A 26,386-nucleotide genomic window follows, 5' to 3' on the forward strand; every position below is an offset into this window, starting at 1 on the left:
TGACGAGACAGGGCCGGTTTTGCGCATGACGCAAAGATGGGCATGGAAGCCGTCTCTGGCAAGAAAAAACCTTATAAAGACCGTCCGGGCGCTCTGGTCTATGGTCTGGGACGGGCCTATAAGCGGCGGGCCATTCAACGGAGATTTACCCATGACGATTCAACCCGGTGACAAGCTGCCTGAAGTGAAATTCTCTTCCCCGGCTGAAGACGGCCTGAAGCCGCTGACCACCTCCGAAGTGTTCGCCGGTAAACGCGCCGTGCTGTTTGCCGTGCCGGGGGCCTTCACCCCGACCTGCTCGGCGCGCCACCTGCCGGGCTTCCGCGATCAGGCCAAGGCCTTCAAATTCAAGAATATCGATGTGGTGGCCTGTACCAGCGTCAATGATGGATTCGTGATGAAAGCCTGGGCCAAGGATCAGGGCATTGCCGACGAAGTGCTGATGCTGGGCGACGGCAATGGTGAGTTCGCCGAAAAGGTCGGTCTGGTCCTCGACGCCGAAGGCTTCGGCATGGGCAAGCGCTCGCAACGCTACGCCATGATCGTCAATGACGGCGTGGTCGAAAAGCTGTTCGTCGAAGCGCCGGGCGAGTTCAAGGTCTCGTCGGCGGACTATGTGCTAGAACAGCTCTAAACATCAGAGAAAAGAGACGCGGGGTCGCAGACCCCGCACCCCCTAACCGGGAACAAGCTGAAAGGCCGGAGCGTAAAACTCCGGCCTTTACTTTTGAGTTAAGTCATTGGGTGCGGGGTCTGCGACCCCGCGTCTTAGAAACGTTCATCTTCCAGTGCGAACAGGGCTTCCGATCCAGCCTTCATCTTTTGCAGATGTGCCTCGGCTTCGGGCAGGATGCGCTCAAGGAAGACGCGCCCGACCTTGAGCTTGTCCGCATAGAAGGGATCGGTCGAGCCCGCGTCGATGGAGGCCTGAGCGGCGGCGGCCTGCTGGGCCCAGCTATAGGCCAGCGCGGTCAGACCGAACAGGCACAGATAGTCGAGCGACCCCGCGGCGGCGGCGTCCGGATTGCCCATGCCGTTTTGCATCAGCCACAGGGTGCCGTCCATCAGGCGCGCCTTGGTGTCTTTCAGGCCCTTGACGAAGGTCGCGGCGCTGCCGGCTTCGTGTTCGGCGACATAGGCGTCGATTTCGGCGAAATAGGCCATCACAGCGCGACCGCCCTTGGATGGCAGCTTGCGACCGACGAGGTCAAGCGCCTGCACGCCATTGGTGCCTTCGTAGATCAGGGTGATGCGGATATCGCGCATGTATTGCGAGGCCGGGAAGTGTTCGGTGAAGCCCGAACCGCCGTGCACCTGCATCGAATCCTGCGTGACCTTGAGACCCTTTTCGGTCAGATAGGCCTTCACAACCGGCGTCAGCAGGCTGAGGAAATCGTTGGCCTTTTCGCGCGTCGCCTCGTCTTCGGCATATTTGGCCAGATCGGCCTGAAGCGCGACCCAGGTGAGGAAGCCACGGCCGCCTTCGAGCAGGGCGCGGCTTTCGAGCAGCATACGGCGCACATCGGGGTGGACAAGGATGGAGTCGGCGGGCTTATCCGGCGATTTGGGGCCGGTGAGGGCGCGCCCTTGCAGGCGGTCCTTGGCGAATTCGACGGCGGCAACGTGGCTGGCGTGACCGATGGCGAGGCCCTGAAGACCGACGCCGAGGCGGGCATTGTTCATCATGTAGAACATGATCTTCAGCCCTTCGTGGGCATTGCCGAGCAGCCAGCCCTTGGCGTCCTCATAGATCATGACGCAGGTGGAATTGCCGTGAATGCCCATCTTGTGCTCAAGACCGGCGCAGTGGAGGCTGTTGCGTTCGCCCGGATTTCCGTTCGCATCCGGGATGAATTTGGGCACGAGGAACAGCGAGATACCCTTGACGCCCGCCGGGGCCCCTTCGATGCGTGCCAGAACGAGGTGACAGATATTGCCCGTAAAGTCGTGCTCACCCGCTGAAATCCAGATCTTCTGACCGGAAATCTTATAGGTGCCGTCGCTGTCGGGCACCGCCTTGCTGCGTAGCAGGCCGAGGTCCGTACCGCAATGTGGCTCGGTCAGGTTCATCGTTCCCGACCATTCCCCGGCAATCAGCTTGGGCAGGTACAGGGCCTTCAATTCGTCCGTGCCGCCGACACTGAGCGCGGCCACCGCGCCATCGGTCAGGCCAGGATACATGGCAAACGCAGAGGACGCGCCGGTGAGCATTTCTGAATAGGCCGTGGCCACGACGTGCGGCAGGCCCTGACCGCCGTATTCGGGATCGCCACCCAAGGCGGGCCATCCGGCCTCGACCATCTGGAGATAGGCTTCCTTATACCCCTTCGGCGCGGTGACGCTGTGGTCCGCATGCAGGACGCAGCCCTCCTTGTCGCCCGGTGCGTTCAGCGGCGCGACCACCTCTTCGGTGAACTTTGCGCCTTCTTCCAGAATGGCCTGAACGACGTCGGGGGAGGCGTCCTGAAACCCTTTCAGGTTTGAATACTGGGCAATGTTCAGCACGTCGTTGAGCAGGAACTGATAGTCGCGCACGGGGGCCTTATACGGCATGGAGGTGCTCCTTGGCGTTATGATAAGCGTATTCGGGTGTCTTAAATATCGGCGTCAGCGCGTTGATTATCAGGCGCTTTTTCGGTCGTCTTCGGCGTGAGTGACCTGCGCCGCTTCGTGCTTGGCGATCTCGCCTTCCATCCACGCGCAGCCTTCGACCATGTCCTTGATGGCCTGATCGATGTCTTCGCGCTGGCGCTTCAGGTTTTCGATCTGATCGTGGTATTTGGCCACGGTGGCGCGCATCTGCTTCACGCCGCGGTCTTCGCGGTTATACAGATCGAGCACTTCGTGGATTTCGATCAGCGAAAAGCCCATGCGCTTGCCGCGCAGGATGATCTTCAGTCGCGCCCGGTCGCGCGCTGAATAGATGCGCGTCTGGCCTTTGCGTTCCGGGCTGATGAGGCCCTTGTCCTCATAAAAGCGCAAGGCGCGGGCGGTGACGCCGAACTCCTTGGAAAGCTGGCGAATGGTGTAGGTACGCATGTCCATGGTGACCCCCTGTATAAGGTCGTTATAATTGACGTTTACGTAAACGTACATCTAACTTGCCCCAAACGTCAAGAGGGCGCTTTTCACATCTTCGTGCCATGCGAAAAGGCCCCGGTTCGCGGTGGAGCCGGGGCCTTTATGGTGACGATAATGAGAGCTTTAGTTCAGCTTGAACACACGGGCCTTTACACCTGCGCCATTGACGTCCCCGGCGGCGTCGGTCCACGCCATAAAGAACCCCTCTGTTTTGAGAGCCGTGGCAACCGGTTGGGCCTGACTACCGGCTGTGGTGACATTCAAGAGCAGTTGCGAACCAAACTTGGTACCGTTCGATGTGAACGCCTGACCGGTGAGGGCGTAGGGATCAGTGTCGCCCAACAGGTTGGAATTGTCTCCCCAGAAAGCGAAGAAATGGCCGTTCGCCAGAGCTATAACCTTGGGCTGCACCTGTCGGTTGGTTGTGGTTGTGGCCAGAGCAAAAGGCGCCCCGGAAAGCGTGGCATCACCGTTGAAGATTTGCCCCCAGACGTCATCGTCCGTGCTGGTGCGCGATCCTTCGGACCATACGACGACAAACTGATTGTTCGGCAGGGGCGCGATCGACCCTACCGACTGGGCGAGAGTCGTGTCGCGGACAAGGAATTCCGTGCCGAGCTTTGCACCGTTCGCGTCGTACCTCTGGCCCTTGAGCTTGGCGACCTGGGTCGTGCTGTTTGAGCCGTTATAATCTGTCCAGATAATGACGAAGCCGCCGCCGCTCAGGGCTGCTACCGAGCTGTAGGACTGCTGCCCGACAGTCTGGGTGTTGACAATGCTGGCCGGGATCAGTTCGTCACCGTCGGCTTTAAAAAGCTGCATCCGCACGGCCATGTTATTGCCGTCGTTGTACGGAGAGGTTCCCCATTCCGTCCAGGTAACGACAATGCGCCCGTCGCTCAGAGATTTCATGTCCAGCGAAAACGCATAACCCGCGCTTCCGGTTAAGCCTACTTCGGGCAAAGTGGTGGTCAGGGGCGGAATAGCGGCATCACCATCCGGTGTCCCGTCAGCCTTGAAGGCGCGCACCACGATCGGCCCCTGAGTAATCCGTGTGTCGGTGGTGTTGCCATTATGGCCGTTTGATATGTAGGCGACGGCGAAGCCCCCATCGCTCGTTGCCAGAACCGCCGGCAGGACGTGTCGGTGTGAACTGGCACTGCTGGGGGTGCCGCTGGACACGATGATTTCGCTGCCCACCTTTGCGCCTGCGGGAGTGAAGATCTGAGCGCGCACCTCTGACAAGGCGGTGGCCCCAATCACACCCAGACTGGTGTTCCAGACCACAACGACATTGCCATTGTTGAGTGTGGTCGCGGCCGGATAGGTCTGGTCGTTATCGACTGTTGTGTTGACGCTGAATTCGCTACCACCGACATAGGCCGTCGGTGTCGCCGAAGAGGACGACGAAGACCCGGTCCCGCCGCCGGAAGAACCGCCACCACCACCACCACCACCGCCACAGGCGGCAAGGGCAGCGATGAGAAACGGCGTCAGAACAACACCCAAGCGAAATCCGGTAAGACGTTTGGCAGATGGTTGAACAGGTAGCATGATGACTCCCCCCAATGGACTGATACGCATCTTAAACGTGAATTATGTCAACTTTGCAATACTGAGCATGAGCTGGGTATCCGGTATTCCACGGGTTTCATTTGACGGCTGCCATCGTGCGCTTTAAAGCCACAGCTCTGTTTTTGTTTGCCCCGAAAGGTGTTTTCCCACGTGTCTTCCGAACTGCCCCTCCTCGCGCAACAGGGCCGTGCCTGGCCCTTCGAGCAAGCCCGCGCCCTGATTGCGCGCGTGCTGAAAGTGCGTCTGAAGGATCAGACGGAGCAAAAACGGGCGCAGGAACTGATCACGGCGGGCAAGGCCGATGAGGCGCTCAAAACTTTTGAGGCCCTGAACCTTCCGGTGATTTTTGAAACCGGCTACGGGCCGTCGGGTCTGCCGCACATCGGCACCTTCGGCGAAGTGGCGCGCACCACCATGGTGCGTCAGGCCTTTACGGCCCTGACCGGCGGGCACTGGGCGTCGCGCCTGATCTCGTTTTCGGACGATATGGACGGCCTGCGCAAGGTGCCGGAAGGCATCCCCAATCCGGATATCCTGCGCGAAGACCTGTATAAGCCGCTGACCGTGGTGCGCGACCCGTTCGGGACGCACGACTCGTTCGGCGCGCACAACAATGCGCGTCTGCGGGCCTTTCTCGACTCCTTCGGCTTTGATTACGAGTTCAAGTCGGCCTCGGATGCCTACAAGTCGGGTGAGTTTGACGCCACGCTTCTGACGGCGCTGGAGCGCTTCGACGACATTCAGAAGATCATGCTGCCGACCCTGGGGCCGGATCGTCGCGCCACCTATTCGCCGTTTCTGCCGATTTCGCCCGTCACCGGTCATGTGCTTCAGGTGCCGACTCTTGAGCGCAACGTGTCCAAGGGCACGATCGTCTTTGAGGAAAACGGCGAAAAGTTCGAGGTGCCGGTTACGGGCGGCCACGTCAAGATGCAGTGGAAGCCCGACTGGGCCATGCGTTGGGCGGCTTTGGGCGTCGATTACGAAATGGCCGGTAAGGACCTGATCGACTCGGTCAAGGTGTCGTCACAGGTGTGCAAGGTGCTGGGCGGTACGCCGCCGGAAGGTTTCAACTACGAACTCTTCCTCGATGAGCAGGGCCAGAAGATATCGAAGTCAAAGGGCAACGGCCTGACCATGGAAGACTGGCTGCGCTATGGCGCGCCGGAATCGCTGGCCTATTACATGTTCCAGTCGCCGAAATCGGCCAAGAAGCTCTATTTCGATGTCATTCCGCGCGCCACGGACGAATTCTTCCAGCAGCTCGATGCCTTCCCGAAGCAGGAAGAGGCCAAGCAGATCGAAAACCCCGTCTGGTTCGTTCTGCGCGGCAAAACGGGCACGAAGTCGCCACCGGTGACCTTTGGTCTGATGCTCAACCTCGTTTCGGCGGCCAATGCCTCGGACAAGGAGACGCTGTGGGGCTTCCTGCGCGCCTATATTCCGGGGGCGACGCCGGAAACGGAGCCGGTGCTCGACCGTCTGGCCGGCTATGCGCTCAACTATTTCGAGGATTTCGTCAAGCCGTCCAAGACCTTCCGTCTGCCCGACGACAAGGAAAAGGCGGCGCTGATTGACCTGCGTGACCGTCTGGCGGCGCTCGATCCCGAAACGCGCGATGCCGAGGCGATCCAGAACATCGTCTTCGAAGTTGGAAAGGCGCATGAATTCGAGCCCTTACGCGCGTGGTTTCAGGCGCTCTATGAGGTGCTGCTGGGGCAATCTCAGGGCCCGCGCTTCGGCTCGTTTGTCGCCATTTTCGGTATCGCCCGCACGCTGGACCTGCTCGATCAGGGCATCAGGGGCGAACTGGTATAAAAGACAGCCTCTTCGGAAACGGAGGGGCTTTCTTTTTGCCCCATGCGTGTCAAGCTCCCGGTCATCAACCAACGGGAGGCGTTCATGCGTGCGTGGCTTATCGGTGCGGCGTTGGCTTTTCTCCCGTCTCTGGCCGTGGCGCAGGGCCTGCCCAAGCCTTCAGCCATTGACGCCGAAGTGCAGCGGGTCCTGAAAGATACAGGGGCCAAAGGTCTGGCCATCGCGGTCATCGACGACGGTAAGGTGGGCTATGTGCAGGCCTATGGCGTGCGAAACGCCAAAGGCGAGCCGCTGACCCCGCAAACCGTGATGTACGGTGCCTCGCTAACCAAGGCCGTGTTTGCCTATACGGTCATGCAGAAGGTCGATCAGGGGCGTCTGACGCTGGATACGCCTTTGGCGGACATGTTGCCTCAGCCTTTGCCGAGCTATGCGTCGCCGGACATTATTAATCGCTACAGCGACTGGTCGGCGCTGGATGAGCGCTGGCGCAAGCTGACGCCGCGGATTGTGCTGACCCATTCGAGCGGCTTTGCCAACTTCCATTTTCTGGAGCCGGATGAGAAGCTGAAATTCCATTTCGATCCGGGGGCGCGTTATGCCTATTCGGGGGATGGGCTGCTGACGCTGCAATTTGCCATGGAAACGGGGCTGGGTCTCAGTCTGCGCGACGAAACCGACCGTATCTTCAAAGGCTTAGGTATGACGCGCACCAGCCTGATCTGGCGGGCGGACTTTGCGGATAATCTGGCCGATGGCTGGAACGACAAGGGGGAGGGTGAGGCGCACGATGAGCGCTCAAAGGTGAGGGTGTCCGGGTCTATGGATACGACGATCAGTGATTTTGCCCGTTTTGCGGCGGCCTTTGTGCGCGGTGAGGGGCTGAGCCCGGCGGCGCGGACGGAAATCACCAAACGACAGTTGAAGATCACGACACGGACGCAGTTTCCGCCCTTTCAGCCCGAATTGTCAGCGGATCAGCAGCGGGCCGACCTCTATGCGGGTCTGGGCGTGGTGGTGTTTGACGGACCACAGGGGCACGGCTTTTACAAGGGCGGTCATAATGACATTACGGCCAATACGTGGGTTTGTGTTGAAAAATCAAAGCGCTGCGTGGTGATTCTGTCGAACGATGTGCGGGCGGAAGCTGGGTTTGCGGCGCTGGTAAGGTTTGTGCTGGGCGAGACGGGCGTACCCTATGAGTGGGAGTATGGGGATCGCGCGGGGAAGTCGTGACAGGGATGTGTTTCGGGGCGTGGGGTCCGTGACCCCACATCTTCTTATTCCCATAGAAAGCCGCCCCTTGAGGGCGGTTTTCTATGGGAAGGAAAAGGCTTGGGGCCGCAGGCCCCAAACCCCAAAACATCCCGTCACTGACTGGCCCACACAATCCGCGCCATCCACGTCACCTGCGACCGCTCCAGCACCCGGTTCGAAAAGTCCGGATTGAGCGAACGCAACTCCACCTGTTTCTCGGTCAGCCGCACCAGTTCCTTGGCCATGACCTCGCCCTCGCTCGTCTTCACCACCACCCGGTCACCGCGTCGCAGGTTCTGACGCAGCGGATCAACAATGATGCGGTCGCCGTCGCGGTAGAGCGGCAGCATGGAATCGCCTGAAATCTCAAGCGCATAGAGCCCTTCGCCCGCCGGCAGGCCGATCTCGTCCCAGCCCTGACCGACCGGAAACCCCGCATCATCAAACAAACCGTCATTACCCGCCTGCGCAAACCCGATCAAAGGCACCCCCTTCGGCACCGGACGCGGCTCGGTCAAGGCGGCAAAATCGGAAAAGCTCTGGCCCGTCGCATCCAGCAGCTTGGCCAGACTCTCGGTCGAAGGCCAGCGCGGCCGCGGCGGGTCTTCGGTCGATTGACGTTTCGACTTGTTAAACGCTGTGGGGTCAAGACCCGCCAGTCGCGCCAGTCCAGACGGCGACGTGCCGAGGTTCAGCGCCAGACGGTCTATGGCGTTCCAGATTTGCGCGTGCGACAGGGACATGCCGGTTTTCCCGTGAGATGGGAGGAAAATAAATCCACCTACAGGAAAATCAACTTATTTTGTGAATATAGTCCTATTTCTTGCGCCGTGTGGCCAGCGCGCCCCACAGCATCACCCCCAGCACGCTCAGAGTAGAGACGGTCAGCGCCATTACCAGTGTCATCGGCCTGATCCGCCCGTCACTCAGGGCCAGGACGGGCAGCATCACCGATAGCCATTGACAGCCCCCTGCGATCACTGGCCACGGATGTGGGGATTTCCAGCTCAGGGTAATCAGTACACCCAGAAAAAAGCCGTTCGCTATCAAAGCGCTGATGACATGACCGTGTACACTGCCCCACAGCGCCAGCAGCGGCAAACAGCTCAGGAGCCCGGCGATCCACACACGCTGACGCCCGTCGTCCCGGAAAACACCGTCGATTCGCTGACGGATTACGCGCCGTAGCCCCTGTGGGCGTCTTGTTTCCACCGGCAACGGTCTCCCCCCCGAAACACCAGAATAGGGCGGGAAGAGTAGAAACATCTATAGATTGTGGCAAGCCCGATTTAGCAAATCAGAAAGTGCGCCTGAAGCGTGGCGATGGGCTGTTCGCGCAGCTCCTGCCACGCCCAGGCCTCGACATTGGCGATGGTGCGGCCGACGCGGTTGATGCGCGCACGGGCATAGGTGTCGATGGGCTTGCCGGAGCGCAGATACTGCACGCTGACATTGACCGGCTTGGGGATCTGCTCGAACGTTTCAAACACCGACAACTGCGCCGTGGCGGTCAGCTCCAGAAACGCCCCGATCGTGCCGCCGTGCAGAGCGGGCAGCAGCGGGTTACCGATCAGGTGCGGCGCGAACGGCAGGATGGTGGTCAGTTCATTGCCCGCCATTTCCATCCGCAGGTTGAGAAACTGCGCGAAAGGGATGCGACTGAACAACTCTTCCGGGCCACTGATCATCAAGTCGGCAATCATGCGTGGGCCTCGCGGTTTTTGAGGCAGGGGTGTGAGATGATGAAGGCGGCTTGCGCCGCGGCGACCGGGTCGCTCAGGGTGTCGTCATAGGCGAAGCCACGCACGAAGCCGACGCTGCGCGTCAGCTTGTAGCATTTGGCGAGGATAAACAGATCGCGGTTGGGCTGAGCCGGACGCATATAGTCGATGCGCAAATCCATGGTGGCTATGGGCTTGTATTCATTCAGTTCATCCCAGACTGCCATGCCGCAGGCGTGGTCAAGCAGCGCCGTCACCGCTCCGCCAGCTATAACCCCCGTTTCCGGATCACCGATCAGGGACTGCGCATAGGGCAGGCGCAGCCGGATGCCTTCTTCGCTGCGTCCGGCGTAGCGGGCGCCCAGCGCCTTCATATAGGGGATATTGTCCACCAAAAGGTCGAAAACTTCACGAAAAGGCGCAATTGGCATTGCTTCGCCTCTCTATGTTTTATTATTCAATGGGTTGCTGGAAAGTTCTGATGCGACTTGCCACCTGTAAATACGCCACAAAATAGTCTTATTATCTGAGGCATCGGCCCTTTGGTTGCATTGTGACGCATTTTGACCTTCACGTCAAAACGATTGCGCGCCTCACAGGCGATAGTTTGCACTTGCAAATTCACTGAAACGGTTTCTTTACAGGAGAAACCTTTGTTTCCGTTACCCAGAGAGTACCCATGACCCCGTCCGATCTTGAAACCGTACCCGCCGACCGTTCGGCTCTGGTGCTGTTTTCCGGCGGGCAGGATTCGACCGCCTGCCTCGCCTGGGCCCTGACCCATTTCGAGCGCGTGGAAACCATCGGCTTCGACTATGGTCAGCGCCACGCCATTGAAATGACGACGCGCGCCCGCGTGCTGGAACGCTTTCCAGACGTGTTTGAACCGGCGCGCACGCGACTGGGTGACGATCATGTGGTTGATCTCAAAGGCTTTGGGCGCGTGGCGGAATCGTCGCTGACGCGCGAGCAGGAAATCCGCATGGGGGAACGCGGCCTGCCCAACTCTTTTGTTCCGGGGCGCAATCTGGTCTTCTTCGTCTATGCTGCCGCCGTGGCTGATCGCCGCGGCATCGACCATCTGGTCGGCGGCATGTGCGAGACGGATTTTTCCGGCTATCCCGACTGCCGTAAGGACACGCTGGAGGCCATGCAAACCGTGCTCAATCTCGGCATCGAGCGGCCCTATGTGATCGGCGCGCCGCTGATGTTCCTGACCAAGGCCGAAACCTGGGCTTTGACGCATCAGCTGGGCGGAGACGCGCTGGTCGATCTGGTGCTCGAAGACACCCATACCTGCTATATGGGGGAGCGCGGTGAGCGGCATGAATGGGGCTATGGCTGCGGCACCTGCCCGGCGTGCGAACTGCGGGCCCGCGGTTTCGAGCAGTGGCGTAACGGCTGATGGTCTATAGTTTCAAAGAGATATTCCTGACTCTTCAGGGCGAAGGCGGGCAGGCGGGCCGTGTGGCGGTGTTTGCACGCTTTGCCGGCTGCAATCTGTGGAGCGGGCGCGAACAGGACCGCGCAACGGCAGCCTGCACCTTTTGCGACACGGATTTTGTCGGCACGGACGGCGAGGGTGGCGGCAAGTTCGACACGCCCGAAGCGGTGGTGGCAGCACTGGATGCGCATTGGGGTCAGATTGACCCGGCGCACAAATCGGTCGTCTTCACCGGCGGCGAACCGTTGCTGCAACTGGACGCGCCTCTGATCGCGGCGGTGAAGGCCGCGGGCTATTTCATCGCGGTGGAATCGAACGGTACGCTGCGCGCACCCATTGGCATCGACTGGCTGTGCATCTCGCCCAAGGGCGAAAACCGCCTGCATCAGACGTCCGGGCAGGAGTTGAAACTGGTCTGGCCGCAGGATCGCGTCGATCCGGCGGAGTTTGCCGCTATGGACTTTGAGCGCTTCTACCTGCAACCAAAAGACCCGCTGGATCAGGACCCGGCCATGCGCGCCGCCCATACGCAGGCGGTGATCGACTACTGTCTGGCCCATCCGCAATGGCGCATGAGCGTTCAGACACACAAGGTCGTAGGGATCAGGTAGATTTACCCCGGCGCGCCCGGCGGCGACGCGGCCGCTTTTTGACCATAGACAGCAGAAGGCCTTCGCGCAGGCCGCGATCGGCGACGCGCAGACGGTCACACGGCCACAGGCTTTGCACGGCCTCTAAAATGGCGGCTCCGGCCAGCACCAGATCGGCGCGATCCTTGCCGATACAGGGTTCTTGCTCGCGTCCCCTTTGTCCCAGCCCCAGCAGACGGTCGATGACCGCGCGGCACTGATCATGCGTCATCCACAGGCCATCGACCTTTGAGCGGTCATAACGGTCCAGCTTAAGATGCATTCCGGCCAGAGAGGTGATGGCCCCCGACGTACCGACAATATAGGCCTGCTGGGCATCGAAATGCGGGCGCAAAGGCTCCGGGGCTTTGAAGTCGATCAGGGATTGACGCACATCCTCGACCATCTGCGCGAACCACGCCTGCTTGTCGCCGTCGGGCGGCTCCGGGAAGCGTTCGGCCAGATTGACCACGCCTTTGGGAATGGAGATCCAGTATTGCGGACGCGGTGTTTTGGCCCGCGCCGTCAGGCCGCGCGGGGCGTTGGTGCCGGTTGGCTCCGTTTCTTCCCCCAGAGGCAGCCATGAAATCTCGGTCGATCCGCCGCCGACATCCATCACAATGGCGGCCCTCGCGTCGCCTTCCAGCAAGGAGGCGCAGCCGACAACCGACAGACGCGCTTCTTCTTCCGGCGTGATGATGGTCAGCTTGAGACCGGTTTCCTTTTCAACGCGGCGGATGAAGTCGGGACCGTTTTGCGCGATGCGGCAGGCCTGTGTGGCGACGGCGCGCGTGCGTACCACTGGCCGCCGCCCGATCTTTTCGGCGCACAGCTTAAGCGCCGCCAGCGCACGCTCCATGGCGCGATCCGACAGATTGCCCGTCTGGCTCAGGCCTTCGCCCAGTCGCACGATGCGAGAAAAGGCCTCAACGATGCGAAACTGACCATTGTGCCAGGCGGCGATCATCAGACGGCAATTATTCGTGCCGAGATCAAGCGCGGCATAGAGAGGCGATGGGTCCGCCGCCACCGCACGCTGGGGCGGCCTATCTTTTTGCGGTTGAGTCTGCGCGGGCGAGGCGGGCACCGCCGACTTAAGGGCTTGCGCCGCGCGGTGGCCGCTGCCTTTGCGGGCGCGGCGCGGTCCCCGCCTGCGTGGCGGACCGCTTTTTGAGGGAGCCTCACTCATGGTGGCTCATACCCCGCTTTATCAGTATGTGGGACGCTGGGGCCTTTGGCCGCGTCAAGTTGCCCTCAGCCTAGACCGCATTTTCCTCCGTGCAAAGCGCTTTTGTGTTAATTTCGTCACGGCGCGGACGGGTAATTCTGCAACGACCCACGCGCCGCATGAATTGCCTGCGTTTCCGACAACCAAAGGGGGAAGGGGGAAGGCGCGGGTGCCGAGTCGCGCTACACCAGACGGGTGGACAATACCGCAACCGAGGGGAGGCGCTGATGATTACCGATTCTGTCTCTGGTTCCGTTACCGGCGCTTATGTAACGGGCAGCGGGGATCGTGCGGCGCGTTTCGGCATCGGTCAGCTGGTCCGCCACGTCCTGTTCGACTTTCGCGGCGTGGTCTTCGATATTGATCCACAGTTTTCGGATACCGAAGAATGGCTTATGGCCATCCCCGAAGCGGTGCGCCCGGACAAGGATCAGCCCTTTTATCACCTGCTCGCTGAAAATGGCGACATCTGCTACGTCGCCTATGCGTCAGAGGGCAATCTCTGCCCGGACGAGACGGGTATGCCGTTGCGCCACCCGCAGGCGGACCTCATTTTTGAACGTTTCGAAAATGGCCGTTATCTGCTGAAATCGCGTCTGGCCAATTAAGCGGCTCTGGTCAGCGGAGCGTCATCCCCAGACCTGTAAGGGACTGCCGTAATTTTGCCGTGCTGAAATCGTTTCGTCGCGGATAAGGCGGCATCGTCTGCACGCGGCTGAAAACCGCGTTCAGCCCGCATTCATGATGGTTTCTTTATGATGGCGAATGAAACTGACATAAAAAAAGCTCACCAATTCTGAAAGAATTGGTGAGCCCGCTGGGACTCGAACCCAGGACCCTCTGATTAAAAGTCAGATGCTCTAGCCGGCTGAGCTACGGGCTCATCAAGACGTACCTTGCGACCGAAGTCGTTTCGGGTGCGGTCTTCATAGTGGGGAGTTTTTGTTTGCGCAAGCGCAAGGTTCAAGTTTTATGTGTTGTGTTGTAGATAAATGGCGTACAGCAGGGTGCGCGGAGGGACTTTCAGAATGAAGATGTGGCGTATCGCTTCGGCTATTGGCGGAATCGCGTGCCTCTTCGGCCCCCTTAGTGCCTGCGCGAGCAAGCCTGACAAGGTGCAGATCGTCGAATCTCACCCGGTAGAGGCCGCCGACCCCAAGACGAAAAATGATCCGACGTTCACTCAGACCATGCGCAAGAGCGCTTCGGATGTGGGGGACGGCTTTGGGGACGCCATTACCGCGCCGCTGGTCGATCTCAACCTGAAACGCAAGGAAATCCCGCCGGTTCTGATGCGGGCGTCTAAAAACACCTACGATCTGGCCAATCTGGAAAACTGCGAATCCATCGCGGGCGAGGTAGCCCTGCTGGATCAGGCGCTGGGGCCGGATTTTGATGAACCGCCGCCCCCGGAAGGGACCATGACTTCACGTGGCGGCAAGATGGCCTCGGATGCGACCCTGACGGCGGTGCGTTCAGCGGCCACCGATGTGTTGCCTATGCGCGGCCTGATCCGCAAAGTGACAGGGGCTGAAAAGCATCAGAAGGCTATGGACCGCGCCATTGCCGCCGGTAATGTGCGCCGGGCCTATCTGAAAGGCATCGGCATGAACAAGAACTGTGCCCCACCGGCAGCGCCGTCGTGGTTTGTCCCCAAACAGGCGCGCGTGACGGTGGAGGAGGTCATGGACGAACCGGCGCCGGCCGCGGCACCGAAACCCCAAAAAATTAACAAGCGCAAATAATTACATTGCGATCTTAAAGCGCCCGTTAGCTTTAGGAGTGGGATGATTTGTACTGGAATCATCCCACTCAAGCCGCCATTGAGGCGGCGGCCAAGGTGGCGCAGCCCGTACCCGGCGAAGGGCAAAACTAAAACGAGATCATTATGTTAAAGTAATGATCTAGGCGGGCGCTTTAAGATGCGTTTCGTGGAACCATTTGCGGAAGGCCTGAAACTCACCGGCGGCAATGGCGGCGCGCATGCGGATCATCAAAGCCTGAAAGAAGGCGATGTTGTGCCAGCTTAACAGCACCTGCCCCAGGATTTCCTCGGCCTTGAACAGGTGGTGCAGATAGGCCTTGGAATAGTCGCGGCTGGCCGGGCAGTCGCTTGTGGCATCCAGCGGCGTGTCGTCTTCGGCAAAGCGGGCGTTTTTGATATTGATCGGGCCTTCCCAGGTCCACACCTGACCGTGGCGGCCAGAGCGCGTCGGCAGGACGCAGTCGAACATATCGACGCCGCGTGCCACGCCTTCGACCAGATCAATCGGCTTACCTACCCCCATCAGGTAGCGCGGACGATCCCACGGCAGCAGCGGCGCGCAGTATTCGAGGGTGTTGCACATGGCCTCATGGCCTTCACCGACGGCCAGACCGCCGATGGCATAGCCGTCAAAGCCGATCTCCAGCAGACGGTCGGTCGATTCGCGGCGTAGGCTCTCAAAGGTCGAACCCTGCTGAATGCCGAACAGGGCCTGCGTGTCGCGCTGACCGAAGGCCTGTTTCGACCGCAGCCCCCAGCGCGCCGACAGTTGCAGCGCCTTTTGCGCGCGCGCTTCGTCGGCGGGCCATGAGACGCACTCATCGAGTTGCATCACGATGTCGGAGCCCAGCAGGTCGGCCTGAATCTCCATCGAGCGTTCCGGTGACAGGACGTGCTTTGAGCCATCGATATGGCTCTGAAAGGTCACGGCCTCTTCGGTGACTTTGGAGATTTGCGACAGGCTCATCACCTGAAAGCCGCCGGAATCGGTGAGGATGGGGCCGTCCCAGCCCATGAATTTGTGCAGGCCGCCCAGCCGCTTAACACGCTCGGCCGACGGGCGTAGCATCAGGTGATAGGTGTTACCGAGGATGATTTTGGCGTGGCTCTGACGCACCATGTCGAGCGTCAGCGCCTTGACCGTGGCGGCGGTGCCCACCGGCATGAAGATAGGGGTCGGGATGTCGCCACGCGGCGTTTTCAGCACGCCCGTGCGGGCCTGACCATCGGAAGCGGAGATTTCAAAAGGGAATGCGGACATGGATGGGGTATTAGACGCCCTCAATCTCTAAGTCAAAGCGGTTGCAAGTTGGCTGTCGAAGTTGCACCTTCTGATACGACAAGGGAGGGAGTGATGAAGATATATCTATGGGTCGCAGGCGTGAGCTTTGTTCTTCTCGCCCCCATTGCCCACGCCAAAGAAAAACTGGAATGGCGCTACGACCGTGCAAATGAAGGTGTTTTGGTTCTCTATGACGTTGATAGCGGCCGTTACCCTTATGAGGAGCTGTCTTTGACCTGTGAGGACAATGGCGATTTGAGTGTCGAAGCGAGAGGGATCCGCTTATGGAGTGACGTAAACGGGCCTGTTATTGATCCCGATGATCTTCAGAGTTTAGCGATTGAAACGGATATGTTCCGTATTGAAGCCCCATTACAAAAGGTGACCTCTGAGTATTTAGGATGGGCGCAGGCACGGTTCCCTAAGTCCGGTATGTTGGTAGAGGGGCTCAGGGGCACATTTTTGGTAGTGCGTGCTGTCAATCGAAATCCGGTGACGTCACGCCCGCTGGAGCGGGGTGACTACAGCCGACTATATTCCCCGCCCGACTACACGAAATCCGGACCTTTTCGCCAATATTGTGCAAAGCGGATTCCCCCAACAGCACGATATTGAAAACTCAACTGTTTTGCCATTTGGTGTAGGCGTCTCTGCACAGATCAGACGCGCGTCTGTAAACAGCCTCTTCCTCGGAAAGGCGTTGTTGAACTCTCTCCCACCGGAAAAAAGGCGATAGCTCCCTGTGAACGGAGACAACCGTGGTGCCCCATGACGGCCCACCTGACTGTGTGCGAATTTCGCACCCTATGCCGGGTGCCAGCGTTTCGGCGTGGCCGGGCTTTCCGGTAAAGTCGCTGAACAGGAACAGAAGGCCCAGAAAGCCGATGGTGGCCATAAAATATCCGAAGATAATCGGCAAGGCGGTGATCGTAGTCGCAAGAGACCGCAGTATGAACCGTTTATGGCTTACACCCCATCCATCGACAGTCAGAAGGGCATAGGCGGTATAGCCGAGTACCAATGCTGAAAGATTGAGCAGCGGAGAGGTAAAGCGCAGACCTGCGACAAAGGCCAGTCCGATCAGCGCCAAAACCGAAACCGCCGCCATGATCGTCGTGCGGCGTTCGCCTTGCCAAAAGCTGTTGATCAGAAACCCTGCGACGGGCGCACCGATAAGACCGCCCCACAAAATCCCCATGCCAATCGTCATGACATTCCCCTCAGTTTGTGGTTCAGGGATACCGCTCATACATGGTCACGGTGTGACCCTTATAGGCTACGTCGCCAAAGGCCTTGTACCCCAGTGCAGCCGCCACCTTTTGCGACGGCGTGTTGGACGGGTCGATAATGCACACGGTGCGTTGCGGGTGGGTGGTGTCGAACCAGTCGTGGGCGGCGCGCACGGCCTCCAGAGCATAGCCCCGGCCCTGACAGGCGGGCGTAATGGCCCAGGCGACTTCGGGCGACAGGTCGAAATTGGGTCCCAGACCGCGGTGGAAGTCGGCCAGACCGGTATCCCCGACAAACCGCCCTGTGTCCTTTTCAATGACCGCGAACAGGCCCCAGCCAAAGGCCGTCCAGTGCCCCATATATCTCAGTAAACGGTGCCACACCTCTTCTGGCGACTGCGGCGTCAGGCCCGACAGGCGGTAAAAGTCCGGGTCGCCGAACATGGCACACAGGCCGTTATAGTCGTCAAGGACGTGCGGACGCAGGATCAGGCGAGGGGTTTCTATCATGATCAAAGGGGTATCTTGCTTTTCTTGAAACGGCAATCTGGCGCACACCGCGTCCTGCGTTATAAGCGAGGTATGACCGCAGATATCGCCCCCTTCTACGCCATAGAGATCAGCCGGCTGGCCCACGCCCTTAAGGATCAGGGGCGCTCCATCATCCATATGGAGTTCGGACAGCCTTCCACCGGCGCGCCGAAAGCCGCGATTGAGGCCGCGCATCGCATTCTCGACAGCGACGGCATGGGCTATTGGGAAAGCACGCCCTTGAAGGCGCGGCTGGCGAAGCATTATCTCGACAGCTACGGCGTCAGCGTCGATCCGGAGCGCTTTATTCTGACCTGCGGGGCGTCGCCCGCTCTGGTGCTGGCGCTCAGTGCGGGCTTTCAGCCGGGGGCGCGCATCGCGCTGGCGCGGCCCGGCTATGTCGCCTATCGCAATGTGCTGAAGGCGCTGAACATGGTGCCGGTGGAAATCCCTTGCGGGCCGGAGGTGCGCTTTCAACTGACCGCCGAGGCGCTGAGCACGCTCGATCCGGCCCCGGATGGCGTGATTATCGCCAGCCCGGCCAACCCCACCGGCACGGTCATAGCGCCTGACGAACTCAGGGCCATCGCAGAGGTGTGCCGGTCGCGCGGTATCCGCATCCTGTCGGACGAAATCTATCACGGCCTGACCTATGAGGCCCCGGCGCGGTCGCTGCTTGAATACGCGCCAGACGCCTGGGTGGTCAGCAGCTTCTCCAAATATTTCAGCATGGTCGGTTGGCGGCTGGGCTGGTGCTTAGCCCCCGAAAGCCATGTCGCCGCCGCACGCGCCTATGTCGGCAACCTGTTCCTGACCCCGCCGTCGCTCAGCCAGCACGCGGGATTGATCGCGCTCGATAGTCGCTCTGAGCTGGACGGGCATGTCGAAACCTATCGTCGCAATCGCCGTCTGCTGCTCGATGCCTTGCCGCAACTGGGTCTGAGCCGCATCGCGCCGCCCGATGGGGCCTTCTACATCTATGCCGATATCGGGCACCTGACCGACGACAGCCTATCCTTTTGCAAGGACCTGCTCAACGATACAGGCGTCTGCACGGCGCCCGGCATCGACTTCGATCCGGTCGAAGGGCACCGCTTTATCCGCTTCAGCTTCGCCGTCTCGACGCCTGAGGTCGAGGACGCGATCACGCGCCTGGTGCCGTGGTTTAAGAGTAAGGGGTAAAAGACGCAGGGGTCGCAGACCCCTGCACCCCTAACGCGGTGCGCAAGCGTTGACGATCGAGCGCGAAATGTCATGGGTGCAGGGGCCCGCGCTCAAGCAGCGAAGCGGTAGCGCACAAAAAAACGGCCCCTGCGTCTTCTTATCTTGATTTATTCGTCAATAAGCTCGCATCGCCATACGAAAAGAAGCGATAGCCGCTGTTGATGGCGTGCGCATAGGCGGCCTTCATAGCTTCGGTGCCGGCGAAGGCACAGACCAGCATAAACAGGGTCGATTTCGGCAGGTGGAAATTGGTCCACAGCATATCGGCCGAACGCACGGGCACACCCGGCGTGATGAAGATGTCGGTATCGCCGCTGAACGGGTGGATGCGGCCATCGGCATCGCAGGCGCTTTCGATCAGGCGCAGGGCGGTGGTGCCGATAGCGATGATACGGCCTCCGGCCGCGCGGGCGGCATTGATGCGGGCGGCTGAGTCAGCCGAGACGACGCCGAATTCGGCGTGCATCCTGTGGTCTTTGGTGTCTTCGACCTTGACCGGCAGGAAGGTGCCGGCGCCGACGTGCAGGGTAACTTCTTCGAACAGCACGCCCTTGTCACGCAGCGCTTGCAGCAGTTCCGGCGTGAAATGCAGCCCGGCGGTGGGGGCGGCGACGGAGCCTTCGTCGCGGGCAAACACCGTCTGATAGTCGCTTTTGTCCTGCTCATCCTCCGGACGTTTGGAGCGGATATAGGGCGGCAGCGGCATCCCGCCCAGCCGGTGCAGACCGTTCAGCACCTCAGACGCCGCCTGATCGAAGCGCAGCACATAGACGCCGTCTTCGTCTTTTGACAGGACACGCGCGCTGAGGTCGTCGAAGCGCAAGGTGTCGTCTTCGCGGATACGGCGGCCGGGCTTGAGAAAGGCCTGCCAGCTCTGGCCATCCAGCGATTTGATCAGGGTGGCCTCGAACGCCACCGTCTGGCCCTCGCGCTCACGGGTGCCCTTGAGCTGGGTCGGCAGGACGCGCGTATTGTTGATGACCAGCAGGTCGCCGGCCTTCAGCAGCGACGGCAGGTCGCCGACGCGCCAGTCTTCGCGCACATCACCATCGACCCTCAGCAGACGGGCGGCCTCACGCGGGGTTACGGGACGCAGCGCGATGCGATCCTCAGGCAGGTCGAAATCGAAATCGGAAACCTTCATGCCCGCTTAAAAGGCGATTGCGGCCCAAAAAGCAAGAGCGCTCAGATCAAGAGGCGCGCGGCGTGTCTTCGGCGGCGGGCGCGGTCGTCTCCTGGCCTTCGATCCAGTTTTCACCGTCGATCATTTCGGCAAAGATGCGGATGACGCGGGTGGGGAAGGTGACCGGATAGGCCTTGGCACGGGCCAGAACCAGCGGGTCCTGACTGATGATGGCCACCTTGCGCCCCATATCGCGGCCCTGAGCGATGGTCGCCCACTGACGCGCCAGACGCCCCAGTTCCTCAAACGGCACAAAACCTTCAAAGCGGCGCATGTCGATAATGATGTCGTAGAGCCAGACCTCGCCCACGGTTTCGAGATAGCGCGCGATGCCGTTGACGATCTCCTGACCGTCCACATCGCCGATATAGCGGATAGTGATGCGTTTCTGTTCGTCGTTCTGCGAGAAGTTCAGACGGGAGCGCGGGGTCATAGGGCAGGCTCCGAATGTTGGCGACACCGTTGTCTTAATCTAACACACGCCTGTCCACAAACAAAAAACCGGCCGGACAGGTGTCCGACCGGCGGGCTTTGCAGGGTAACCGACACGCCTCAGGCGGCGTCAGCGGCGACCTTGAAGCTGACGATCTTGCCCGGCGCGCGCGGCGGCTCACCCTTGGGCAGGGCATCGACGTGTTCCATGCCTTCGGTCACTTCACCCCAGACGGTGTATTGGCCATCGAGGAAGCGGGCGTCGGCAAAGCAGATGAAGAACTGGCTGTCGGCCGAGTCGGGGTTTTGCGAACGCGCCATCGAGCAGACGCCGCGCACGTGCGGCTCACGCGAAAATTCGGCCTTCAGCTTCTTGCCCGAACCGCCATAGCCCTGACCTTCGGGGTCGCCGCCCTGAGCCATAAAGCCCGGAATGACGCGGTGGAAGACGATACCGTCATAGAAACCCTGACGGCACAGTTCCTTGATGCGGGCGACGTGGTTGGGGGCGAGGTCGGGGCGCAGCTTGATACGCACGTCACCGCTTTCCAGCGTCAGGATGAGGGTGTTTTCCAGATCTTCGGACATGGGGGCTCCAATTTAGCTTTGCGGCTGAAATAGGCTATTCGTCGGGCTTTGACAAATCCTATCCGGTGCATTCCGCCGGCTTTTGCTCATCCGGTCCGTCCGTCCTGGCGGCAAAATGATTTTCCGTGTGCGACAAAACCCGTTATAGACGCCGCATGAGTAACGACACCCCCGAAGAACCACGCCGCCGTATGGTCAAACCGCCCGCAGGCGGCAACCTGTCCGGTCGCGCCAAGGGCCACACGGCGGTCAAGACCGCCAAGCAGCGCACGCAGTCGTCCGCCAAATGGCTGGAGCGGCAACTGAACGACCCCTTTGTGCAGAAGGCTAAGGCCGAGGGTTGGCGCTCGCGTGCGGCCTTCAAGCTACAGGAAATCGACGACCGCTTTCACATCCTCAAACGCGGCGCGCGCGTGGTCGATCTGGGCTGCGCGCCGGGGGGCTGGGTGCAGATGGCGCAGTCGCGCGGGGCGGCGCATGTGGTGGGGGTGGACCTGCTGCCCGTCGATCCTATTCCCGGCGCCGACATGATCGAGGCCGATTTCACCGATCCGGCTATTCCGGGGCGGCTGATGGAGATGATGGGCGATAAGCCGGACGTGGTGCTGTCCGATCTGGCGCACAATACGGTCGGCCACCGTCAGACCGACCACCTCAAGATCATGGGGCTTCTGGAACTGGCGTCGGACTTCGCGCTGGATAATCTTAAGCCCGGCGGAGCGTTTGTGGCCAAGGCCTTTCAGGGCGGTGAGACGGAGCATCTGCTGCTCAAGCTGAAACTCGCCTTCCGCGATGTGAAGCACTTCAAGCCGAAGTCGAGCCGGGCGGATTCGTCAGAAATCTACATCGTGGCGCAAGGGTTCAAGGGCTAGAAAACCATATTGCCTCTTTAGCCCGCCCCGCCCGAAATGCCGGGCAGAAGAGGGCGCACGATGAGACGATTGAAAACGATAGCTCTGACCGTTTTGGCGGTTCTGACCGTGGCGGTGCTTGGCTGGGCAACCACCCCCTACTGGAGCCACGCTGAGGCGGTAGTCGAGGTGACGGGGACGACTACCAAGCGTGAAGGCGGCAGAGACGTCTATCTGGTCTTCACCACCTCCGGCACCTATCGCAATACGGACAGCCTTCACTATCTGAAGTTCGACTCTTCCGATCTTCAGGGCAAGCTCAACCGGCCGGGCCGCTACCGCATAAACTATTATGGTTTTCGTGTTCCTGTGTTATCTCTGTACCGGAATATAACCAGAGCCGAACCGGCTCCATAAACAGTATGCGTACCCCAAGGAAACGAATGACCAAATTACCGCTTAATCCGTTCTTTGCCTGGACGTCTCTGGCGCTCAAAAGTTCGGAAATGCTGATGGCTTCGGCGGAGGTCATCACCCACCGCGTTAACCGCATGGCCAATGCCGACGCCATCCCCAGTGCGGAGGATCAGCGCGAATTCACCCTGATGGGGCAGGAAAAGCTCGAAGCCGGGACCGAATCGCTGATGGCGATGAGCCAGTACTGGATGAACCTCAACCACGAGGTCAGCACGCAGGCCTTTCACAACATGATGGATATGGGCCACAGCCTGACGGCGCTGGCCACCAGCCGTTCAGCGGCAGAGGCCCTGACGCATCAGGCGCGTCTGGCTGATAGCCTGATGCGCGGGGTCAATGACGCGGCCGATCTGTCCGGTAAGGCAGCGGCCCTGACCGAGCACGGCCTGAAACCGGTGCATAGCCGCGCGGTGGCCAATGCCAAGCGTCTGAAAAAACGCAAATAACTCAGTCAGTATCCGGACCCGGCGTCTCACGACTGGGCACTTCACCGGTCAACAGGCCACGGGCGGTGAGGGGCTGCGCCCTGGACAGGTCGATGCTGACCGTGGTCACATCGCGCACGCCCCAGCTTTTGTCCTTGTCCGATCCGGCATCGCCCGCCGCGTTCAGCCGCCACAGATTGCCGGCCTTGTCCGTCAGGCTGTCGCCGGGCAGGTCGCCCTGAGTCAGGGTAAAGGGCGAGGTGTCGCCGTGGATCAGGAAGACCGGCTTGGCGAAGGCGCGGCTTTCATGGATCAGGGCCGCGCGCACCGGCAGGAAGCCGTCGCACAGGCGCTTGTCGTTGGCAGCCACATCGTGACAGGGGACAAAGCGCGCCTCGGCCTTTTCATTGAACATATCGGCTTGCGTGGCGACGATGACCGCTGCGGCACCGCGTTTGCGGGCATGGGCAAAGGCGGCTTTCAGCCAAATGACATTGCGGGTGTCGCGCGCATCGGCAGCGCTGACCGCCACGCTCAGATCATCGCCCATGACCAGATCACGGCCATTATTGGTGCCGACCACATTCATCGTCACCACGACAAAGCGACCGTAGTCGAAGCGGGCGTTTTCCGGCATGCCCGGCTGCTGCGCATAGTGCCACTTACCGTCGCTGACCGGCGGCGCGGTAAAGAAACGCTGACGCAGGCCCTCCAGCCTTTGCAATTCGGAAAATTTGCGCCCTGTCGTTGGATCGTCCTTGCGGTCGCAGTCGGTCCATTCGTTGTCGCCGGGGGTATAGAAGACCGGAATGGGCTTGAGATCAGACAGCAGGCGGGCAAAGGCCGCATCCGGCGGGCCGCAGACCTCGCCGCCCGACTGCGTATCGCCGACGTGCAGGATAAAGGGAGGCGTTTGCGCTTTGACCGCCGGTATCGCCTGAGCCAGCATGGCCCGGTCGGTATCGTCATAGGGCGTGTCGTTGATGACGACAAAATCGACTCGCGCCGGTGAGGCGACGGGGAGCAGGGCGCAGCCGCTCAGGCTGGCGGACAGGGCAAGGGTGGCAACGATCGACAGACGCTTCATCAGTACCTCCGGAAGTCTCCGCAGGCTAATCCGCCTCTGTGACAGATACAAGAATTGGGAAGTTAGACCGCCAGCTTAAGCTTCAGGCGGTGCGCGCGCATCATCGTCTTAAATCGCGCCTGACGGAAGAAAGCGGTCAGTCCATAGGACATTTCCACCAGCCAGCAGGCGATGCAGTACTCGGTGCGGATTTTCAACTGGCTCATGGGGTGTCTTTCAGACGAGGCAGGCAGATAGGGGCGGGACGCTGTGGATAGCTTAGCTGCAAAGGCTGAACAGGCCGCCAACAAACACGGTTAAGCAAAGGTTTGCCGCCTTGATACGCGCGTCTGAAACAATATTTCCCCAAAAGTGACGCGCCCCCTCTTTACGCGGCGCGGCGTTTCGCTTAAGCCCAACCCGCAAAATGGAGAGTCCCTTATGGATATACGCGAAGGCCTAACCTTCGACGACGTTTTGCTGGAGCCCGGTCCCTCGGACGTGGTGCCCACTCAGGTCGATACGAAGACCCGCTTCACCCGCACCATCAAACTCAACATCCCGCTGGTCTCTTCGGCGATGGATACCGTGACCGAGGCGCGTCTGGCTGTGGCCATGGCGCAGGCCGGGGGTCTGGGGATCATCCACCGCAACCTGTCCAATGAGCGTCAGGCCGAGGAAATCCGCGAAGTGAAGCGTTATGAGTCGGGCATGGTCATCAATCCGGTGACCATCCACCCCGAAACGACGCTCAGCGAAGTGCGTGACATCATCGCACGCCGCCATATTTCGGGCTTCCCGGTGGTCGAGCGCGACACCAACAAGCTGGTCGGCATCCTCACCAACCGCGACATTCGCTTCGAAAGCGACGGTTCAAAGACCGCGGCCGATCTGATGACGCGCGATGCCCTGATCACCGTCACCGAGGGCGTCAACCAGAACAAGGCGCGCGACTTGATGGCGCTGCACCGCATTGAGCGCATCATCGTCGTCGATGACGCCTATCGCGCGGTCGGCCTGATCACCGTCAAGGACATGGAAAAGGCGCAGGCCTATCCCACGGCGGCCAAGGACGAGTCCGGCCGTCTGCTGGTTGGGGCCGCCTCGACCGTCGGCGATGCCGGCTATGAGCGTTCGCAATTCCTGATCGACGCCGGGGTGGACGTGCTGGTCATTGACACGGCGCATGGCCACTCGTCGCTGGTCGGGCAGGCGGTTGAGCGCCTTAAGCGCGAATACAACCACGTTCAGATCGTCGCGGGTAACGTCGCCACCTATGAGGCGACGCGCGCTCTGATCGACGCCGGGGCCGATGGGGTCAAGGTCGGGATCGGGCCGGGCTCGATCTGCACCACGCGCATGGTCGCCGGTGTTGGCGTGCCGCAACTGACCGCCGTGGCCGACTGCGTGCGCGCCGCCAGAGACACGGGCGTGCCCATCATCGCCGATGGCGGTATCAAGCTGTCAGGCGATCTGGCCAAGGCCATTGCCGCCGGGGCTTCGACCGCCATGCTGGGGTCGATGTTCGCAGGCACCGAAGAAGCGCCGGGCGAGATCATCCTCTATCAGGGCCGCTCCTATAAGTCCTATCGCGGCATGGGCAGTGTCGGGGCAATGGCCCGCGGCTCGGCCGACCGTTATTTCCAGAAGGACGTGCAGGATTCGATGAAGCTGGTGCCGGAAGGTATCGAGGGTCAGGTGCCGTACAAGGGCCCCATCGCCCCGGTCATCCATCAGCTTGTCGGCGGCTTACGCGCCTCGATGGGCTATGTCGGCGCCCCGACCATCGAAGCGTTCCAGAAGCGGGCGAAGTTTGTGCGTATCACCAATGCGGGCCTGCGCGAAAGCCACGTCCACGACGTGATGATCACGCGCGAAGCCCCCAACTATCGCCAGTAAGGGAGCGCGGGCATGACGGTGGAATTACAGGTTCTGGTCTTTGCCGCCTTGTGGGGCGTGGCTCAGATCCTTATCGCTGCCGTCGCGCCCGCCTTCAAATCGGGCTATTTCCAGTGGAACGCCAGCCCGCGTGACGAAGACTTTGATGTCGGCCCCGCCGCTGGCCGGATGCGTCGCGCCTATCAGAACTATCTGGAGACCTTCCCATTTTTCGCGGTGATCGTCATTGCCCTGGCCTTTGCGGGCAAGTCGAACGACCTCTCGCGGCTGGGGGCCCATATCTATCTGCTGGCCCGCGTGGCCTATTTCCCGGCCTATGCCCTGGGCACCAAGCTGCGCAGTGCCTTTTACCTGCTCTCGCTGGTGGGTATCGGCATGTGCGTCTGGACCTGTTTTGCGTAAGGATAAAGAGTGACCCCCGCCGCCCGTCTGCAAGCCGCTTCCGACATTCTCGACCTTCTGGGCAAGACGCGCCGTCCGGCCGAAGAGGTGCTGAAGGATTGGGGCCGTAACAACCGCTATGCCGGGTCAAAGGACCGCCGCGCTATTGCCGATAAGGTCTATCAGTGCCTGCGCGCGCGTGAACGCTTGTCTTTTGCAATGGATTCCTCGGCGGGCCGTGCGCTGGTGCTGGGGGCGCTGCACTTCCTTGACGGCGTAAGCCTTTCCGAGATCGACGAC

Annotated in this window: 30 protein-coding genes, 1 tRNA gene and 1 pseudogene; 15 read left to right on the forward strand and 17 right to left on the reverse strand. The window is 60.6% G+C overall.

Annotated elements, in window-relative coordinates:
• Positions 1-151: 151 nt before the first annotated feature.
• Positions 152-634, forward strand: a complete 483-nt coding sequence (locus Q0072_RS05555; RefSeq protein ID WP_290792871.1) for a peroxiredoxin — start codon at positions 152-154, stop codon at positions 632-634.
• Between the two features lie 134 nt (positions 635-768).
• Here the strand turns inward: Q0072_RS05555 and Q0072_RS05560 are convergent, their stop codons facing one another.
• The 3 genes from Q0072_RS05560 to Q0072_RS05570 all read right to left on the reverse strand — a co-directional run bounded on the left by Q0072_RS05560 (position 769) and on the right by Q0072_RS05570 (position 4,590).
• Positions 769-2,553, reverse strand: coding sequence for an acyl-CoA dehydrogenase C-terminal domain-containing protein (locus Q0072_RS05560; RefSeq protein WP_298326923.1), 1,785 nt, complete (start codon positions 2,551-2,553; stop codon positions 769-771).
• Between the two features lie 69 nt (positions 2,554-2,622).
• Complete coding sequence (locus tag Q0072_RS05565; protein ID WP_298326926.1) at positions 2,623-3,045, reverse strand: MerR family DNA-binding transcriptional regulator; 423 nt, start codon at positions 3,043-3,045, stop codon at positions 2,623-2,625.
• Between the two features lie 159 nt (positions 3,046-3,204).
• Positions 3,205-4,590, reverse strand: a complete 1,386-nt coding sequence (locus Q0072_RS05570; protein ID WP_298326928.1) for a hypothetical protein — start codon at positions 4,588-4,590, stop codon at positions 3,205-3,207.
• Positions 4,591-4,806: 216 nt separating this feature from the next.
• On the opposite strand from Q0072_RS05570, the gene Q0072_RS05575 reads away from it, so the two are divergent.
• A complete protein-coding gene (locus tag Q0072_RS05575; RefSeq protein ID WP_298326930.1) occupies positions 4,807-6,474 on the forward strand; it encodes a lysine--tRNA ligase in 1,668 nt (555 codons plus the stop codon).
• A gap of 84 nt (positions 6,475-6,558) precedes the next feature.
• Positions 6,559-7,710 carry a serine hydrolase gene (locus Q0072_RS05580; RefSeq protein ID WP_298326932.1) on the forward strand — a complete coding sequence of 384 codons (1,152 nt, stop codon included), beginning with the start codon at positions 6,559-6,561 and terminating at the stop codon, positions 7,708-7,710.
• Between the two features lie 134 nt (positions 7,711-7,844).
• Here the strand turns inward: Q0072_RS05580 and Q0072_RS05585 are convergent, their stop codons facing one another.
• The 4 genes from Q0072_RS05585 to Q0072_RS05600 all read right to left on the reverse strand — a co-directional run bounded on the left by Q0072_RS05585 (position 7,845) and on the right by Q0072_RS05600 (position 9,883).
• A complete protein-coding gene (locus tag Q0072_RS05585) occupies positions 7,845-8,474 on the reverse strand; it encodes a helix-turn-helix transcriptional regulator (RefSeq protein WP_298326934.1) in 630 nt (209 codons plus the stop codon).
• A 73-nt stretch (positions 8,475-8,547) separates the two neighbouring features.
• Positions 8,548-8,943, reverse strand: a complete 396-nt coding sequence (locus Q0072_RS05590; protein ID WP_298326937.1) for a hypothetical protein — start codon at positions 8,941-8,943, stop codon at positions 8,548-8,550.
• Between the two features lie 77 nt (positions 8,944-9,020).
• On the reverse strand, positions 9,021-9,434 hold the full coding sequence (locus Q0072_RS05595; protein WP_298326940.1) for a PaaI family thioesterase: 414 nt from the start codon (positions 9,432-9,434) through the stop codon (positions 9,021-9,023).
• Positions 9,431-9,883: a PaaI family thioesterase gene (locus tag Q0072_RS05600; RefSeq protein WP_298326942.1), complete on the reverse strand. Its 453-nt coding sequence runs from the start codon at positions 9,881-9,883 to the stop codon at positions 9,431-9,433. The genes Q0072_RS05595 and Q0072_RS05600 overlap by 4 nt, the downstream gene beginning before the upstream one ends.
• 248 nt (positions 9,884-10,131) lie before the next feature.
• Between Q0072_RS05600 and queC the strand changes: the two genes are divergently transcribed.
• Together queC and queE are read left to right on the forward strand one after the other, a co-directional pair.
• Positions 10,132-10,857, forward strand: a complete 726-nt coding sequence (gene queC / locus Q0072_RS05605; protein WP_298326945.1) for a 7-cyano-7-deazaguanine synthase QueC — start codon at positions 10,132-10,134, stop codon at positions 10,855-10,857.
• Positions 10,857-11,507, forward strand: coding sequence for a 7-carboxy-7-deazaguanine synthase (gene queE, locus Q0072_RS05610; protein WP_298326948.1), 651 nt, complete (start codon positions 10,857-10,859; stop codon positions 11,505-11,507). Before queC ends, queE begins: the two co-directional genes overlap by 1 nt.
• Here queE and Q0072_RS05615 read toward each other — a convergent pair.
• Positions 11,500-12,714, reverse strand: coding sequence for a Ppx/GppA phosphatase family protein (locus Q0072_RS05615; protein WP_298326950.1), 1,215 nt, complete (start codon positions 12,712-12,714; stop codon positions 11,500-11,502). The genes queE and Q0072_RS05615 overlap by 8 nt on opposite strands.
• A 266-nt stretch (positions 12,715-12,980) precedes the next feature.
• Here Q0072_RS05615 and hspQ point away from each other — a divergent pair, with 266 nt between their 5' ends.
• The gene (gene hspQ / locus Q0072_RS05620; protein WP_298326952.1) at positions 12,981-13,361 is read left to right on the forward strand and encodes a heat shock protein HspQ; all 381 of its coding nucleotides are present in this window, start codon (positions 12,981-12,983) and stop codon (positions 13,359-13,361) included.
• 198 nt (positions 13,362-13,559) lie between these two features.
• On the opposite strand, the gene Q0072_RS05625 is transcribed toward hspQ, so the two are convergent.
• Positions 13,560-13,636: transfer RNA gene (locus tag Q0072_RS05625), tRNA-Lys, on the reverse strand.
• Positions 13,637-13,781: 145 nt separating this feature from the next.
• On the opposite strand from Q0072_RS05625, the gene Q0072_RS05630 reads away from it, so the two are divergent.
• Positions 13,782-14,498 (forward strand): hypothetical protein, encoded by a 717-nt coding sequence (locus Q0072_RS05630; RefSeq protein ID WP_298326955.1) that lies wholly within the window; start codon positions 13,782-13,784, stop codon positions 14,496-14,498.
• 159 nt (positions 14,499-14,657) lie between these two features.
• Here Q0072_RS05630 and tgt read toward each other — a convergent pair whose 3' ends face one another.
• Entirely contained in the window at positions 14,658-15,779 is a 1,122-nt protein-coding gene (gene tgt / locus Q0072_RS05635; RefSeq protein ID WP_298326958.1) for a tRNA guanosine(34) transglycosylase Tgt, read from the reverse strand.
• 93 nt (positions 15,780-15,872) lie between these two features.
• On the opposite strand from tgt, the gene Q0072_RS05640 reads away from it, so the two are divergent.
• On the forward strand, positions 15,873-16,415 hold the full coding sequence (locus Q0072_RS05640; protein WP_298326960.1) for a hypothetical protein: 543 nt from the start codon (positions 15,873-15,875) through the stop codon (positions 16,413-16,415).
• 4 nt (positions 16,416-16,419) lie between these two features.
• Here the strand turns inward: Q0072_RS05640 and Q0072_RS05645 are convergent, their stop codons facing one another.
• Positions 16,420-17,049 (reverse strand): hypothetical protein, encoded by a 630-nt coding sequence (locus tag Q0072_RS05645; protein WP_298326963.1) that lies wholly within the window; start codon positions 17,047-17,049, stop codon positions 16,420-16,422.
• Entirely contained in the window at positions 17,033-17,539 is a 507-nt protein-coding gene (locus Q0072_RS05650) for a GNAT family N-acetyltransferase (RefSeq protein ID WP_298326966.1), read from the reverse strand. Before Q0072_RS05650 ends, Q0072_RS05645 begins: the two co-directional genes overlap by 17 nt.
• 72 nt (positions 17,540-17,611) lie before the next feature.
• On the opposite strand from Q0072_RS05650, the gene Q0072_RS05655 reads away from it, so the two are divergent.
• Positions 17,612-18,742 (forward strand): aminotransferase class I/II-fold pyridoxal phosphate-dependent enzyme, encoded by a 1,131-nt coding sequence (locus Q0072_RS05655; protein ID WP_298326969.1) that lies wholly within the window; start codon positions 17,612-17,614, stop codon positions 18,740-18,742.
• Positions 18,743-18,881: 139 nt separating this feature from the next.
• On the opposite strand, the gene queA is transcribed toward Q0072_RS05655, so the two are convergent.
• The 3 genes from queA to Q0072_RS05670 all read right to left on the reverse strand — a co-directional run bounded on the left by queA (position 18,882) and on the right by Q0072_RS05670 (position 20,987).
• Positions 18,882-19,928 (reverse strand): tRNA preQ1(34) S-adenosylmethionine ribosyltransferase-isomerase QueA, encoded by a 1,047-nt coding sequence (gene queA, locus Q0072_RS05660; protein WP_298326972.1) that lies wholly within the window; start codon positions 19,926-19,928, stop codon positions 18,882-18,884.
• Positions 19,929-19,974: 46 nt separating this feature from the next.
• Positions 19,975-20,400 (reverse strand): hypothetical protein, encoded by a 426-nt coding sequence (locus Q0072_RS05665; protein ID WP_298326975.1) that lies wholly within the window; start codon positions 20,398-20,400, stop codon positions 19,975-19,977.
• Between the two features lie 119 nt (positions 20,401-20,519).
• Positions 20,520-20,987 (reverse strand): peptidylprolyl isomerase, encoded by a 468-nt coding sequence (locus Q0072_RS05670; RefSeq protein WP_013480115.1) that lies wholly within the window; start codon positions 20,985-20,987, stop codon positions 20,520-20,522.
• Positions 20,988-21,142: 155 nt separating this feature from the next.
• Here Q0072_RS05670 and Q0072_RS05675 point away from each other — a divergent pair, with 155 nt between their 5' ends.
• From Q0072_RS05675 to Q0072_RS05685, 3 genes are read left to right on the forward strand one after another with little or no spacing between them, the layout of a single operon-like run.
• Positions 21,143-21,859 (forward strand): RlmE family RNA methyltransferase, encoded by a 717-nt coding sequence (locus Q0072_RS05675; protein ID WP_126423644.1) that lies wholly within the window; start codon positions 21,143-21,145, stop codon positions 21,857-21,859.
• A 60-nt stretch (positions 21,860-21,919) separates the two neighbouring features.
• On the forward strand, positions 21,920-22,255 hold the full coding sequence (locus tag Q0072_RS05680; protein WP_298326979.1) for a DUF1523 family protein: 336 nt from the start codon (positions 21,920-21,922) through the stop codon (positions 22,253-22,255).
• A 26-nt stretch (positions 22,256-22,281) separates the two neighbouring features.
• The gene (locus Q0072_RS05685; protein ID WP_298326981.1) at positions 22,282-22,761 is read left to right on the forward strand and encodes a polyhydroxyalkanoate granule-associated phasin; all 480 of its coding nucleotides are present in this window, start codon (positions 22,282-22,284) and stop codon (positions 22,759-22,761) included.
• Between the two features lies 1 nt (position 22,762).
• Here the strand turns inward: Q0072_RS05685 and Q0072_RS05690 are convergent, their stop codons facing one another.
• Together Q0072_RS05690 and Q0072_RS05695 are read right to left on the reverse strand one after the other, a co-directional pair.
• Positions 22,763-23,827 (reverse strand): metallophosphoesterase, encoded by a 1,065-nt coding sequence (locus tag Q0072_RS05690; RefSeq protein ID WP_298326983.1) that lies wholly within the window; start codon positions 23,825-23,827, stop codon positions 22,763-22,765.
• Positions 23,828-23,889: 62 nt separating this feature from the next.
• A complete protein-coding gene (locus Q0072_RS05695) occupies positions 23,890-24,033 on the reverse strand; it encodes a hypothetical protein (protein ID WP_172961266.1) in 144 nt (47 codons plus the stop codon).
• Between the two features lie 214 nt (positions 24,034-24,247).
• Between Q0072_RS05695 and guaB the strand changes: the two genes are divergently transcribed.
• The 3 genes and pseudogenes from guaB to Q0072_RS05710 all read left to right on the forward strand — a co-directional run.
• Entirely contained in the window at positions 24,248-25,705 is a 1,458-nt protein-coding gene (gene guaB, locus Q0072_RS05700; protein ID WP_298326986.1) for an IMP dehydrogenase, read from the forward strand.
• A gap of 12 nt (positions 25,706-25,717) precedes the next feature.
• Positions 25,718-26,107: an MAPEG family protein gene (locus Q0072_RS05705; protein WP_298326989.1), complete on the forward strand. Its 390-nt coding sequence runs from the start codon at positions 25,718-25,720 to the stop codon at positions 26,105-26,107.
• A 9-nt stretch (positions 26,108-26,116) separates the two neighbouring features.
• Positions 26,117-26,386, forward strand: a pseudogene (locus Q0072_RS05710) (RsmB/NOP family class I SAM-dependent RNA methyltransferase); the annotation flags it as partial.

Source organism: Asticcacaulis sp., assembly GCF_027484505.1.
In the GTDB taxonomy this organism is placed as follows: Bacteria; Pseudomonadota; Alphaproteobacteria; order Caulobacterales; family Caulobacteraceae; genus Asticcacaulis.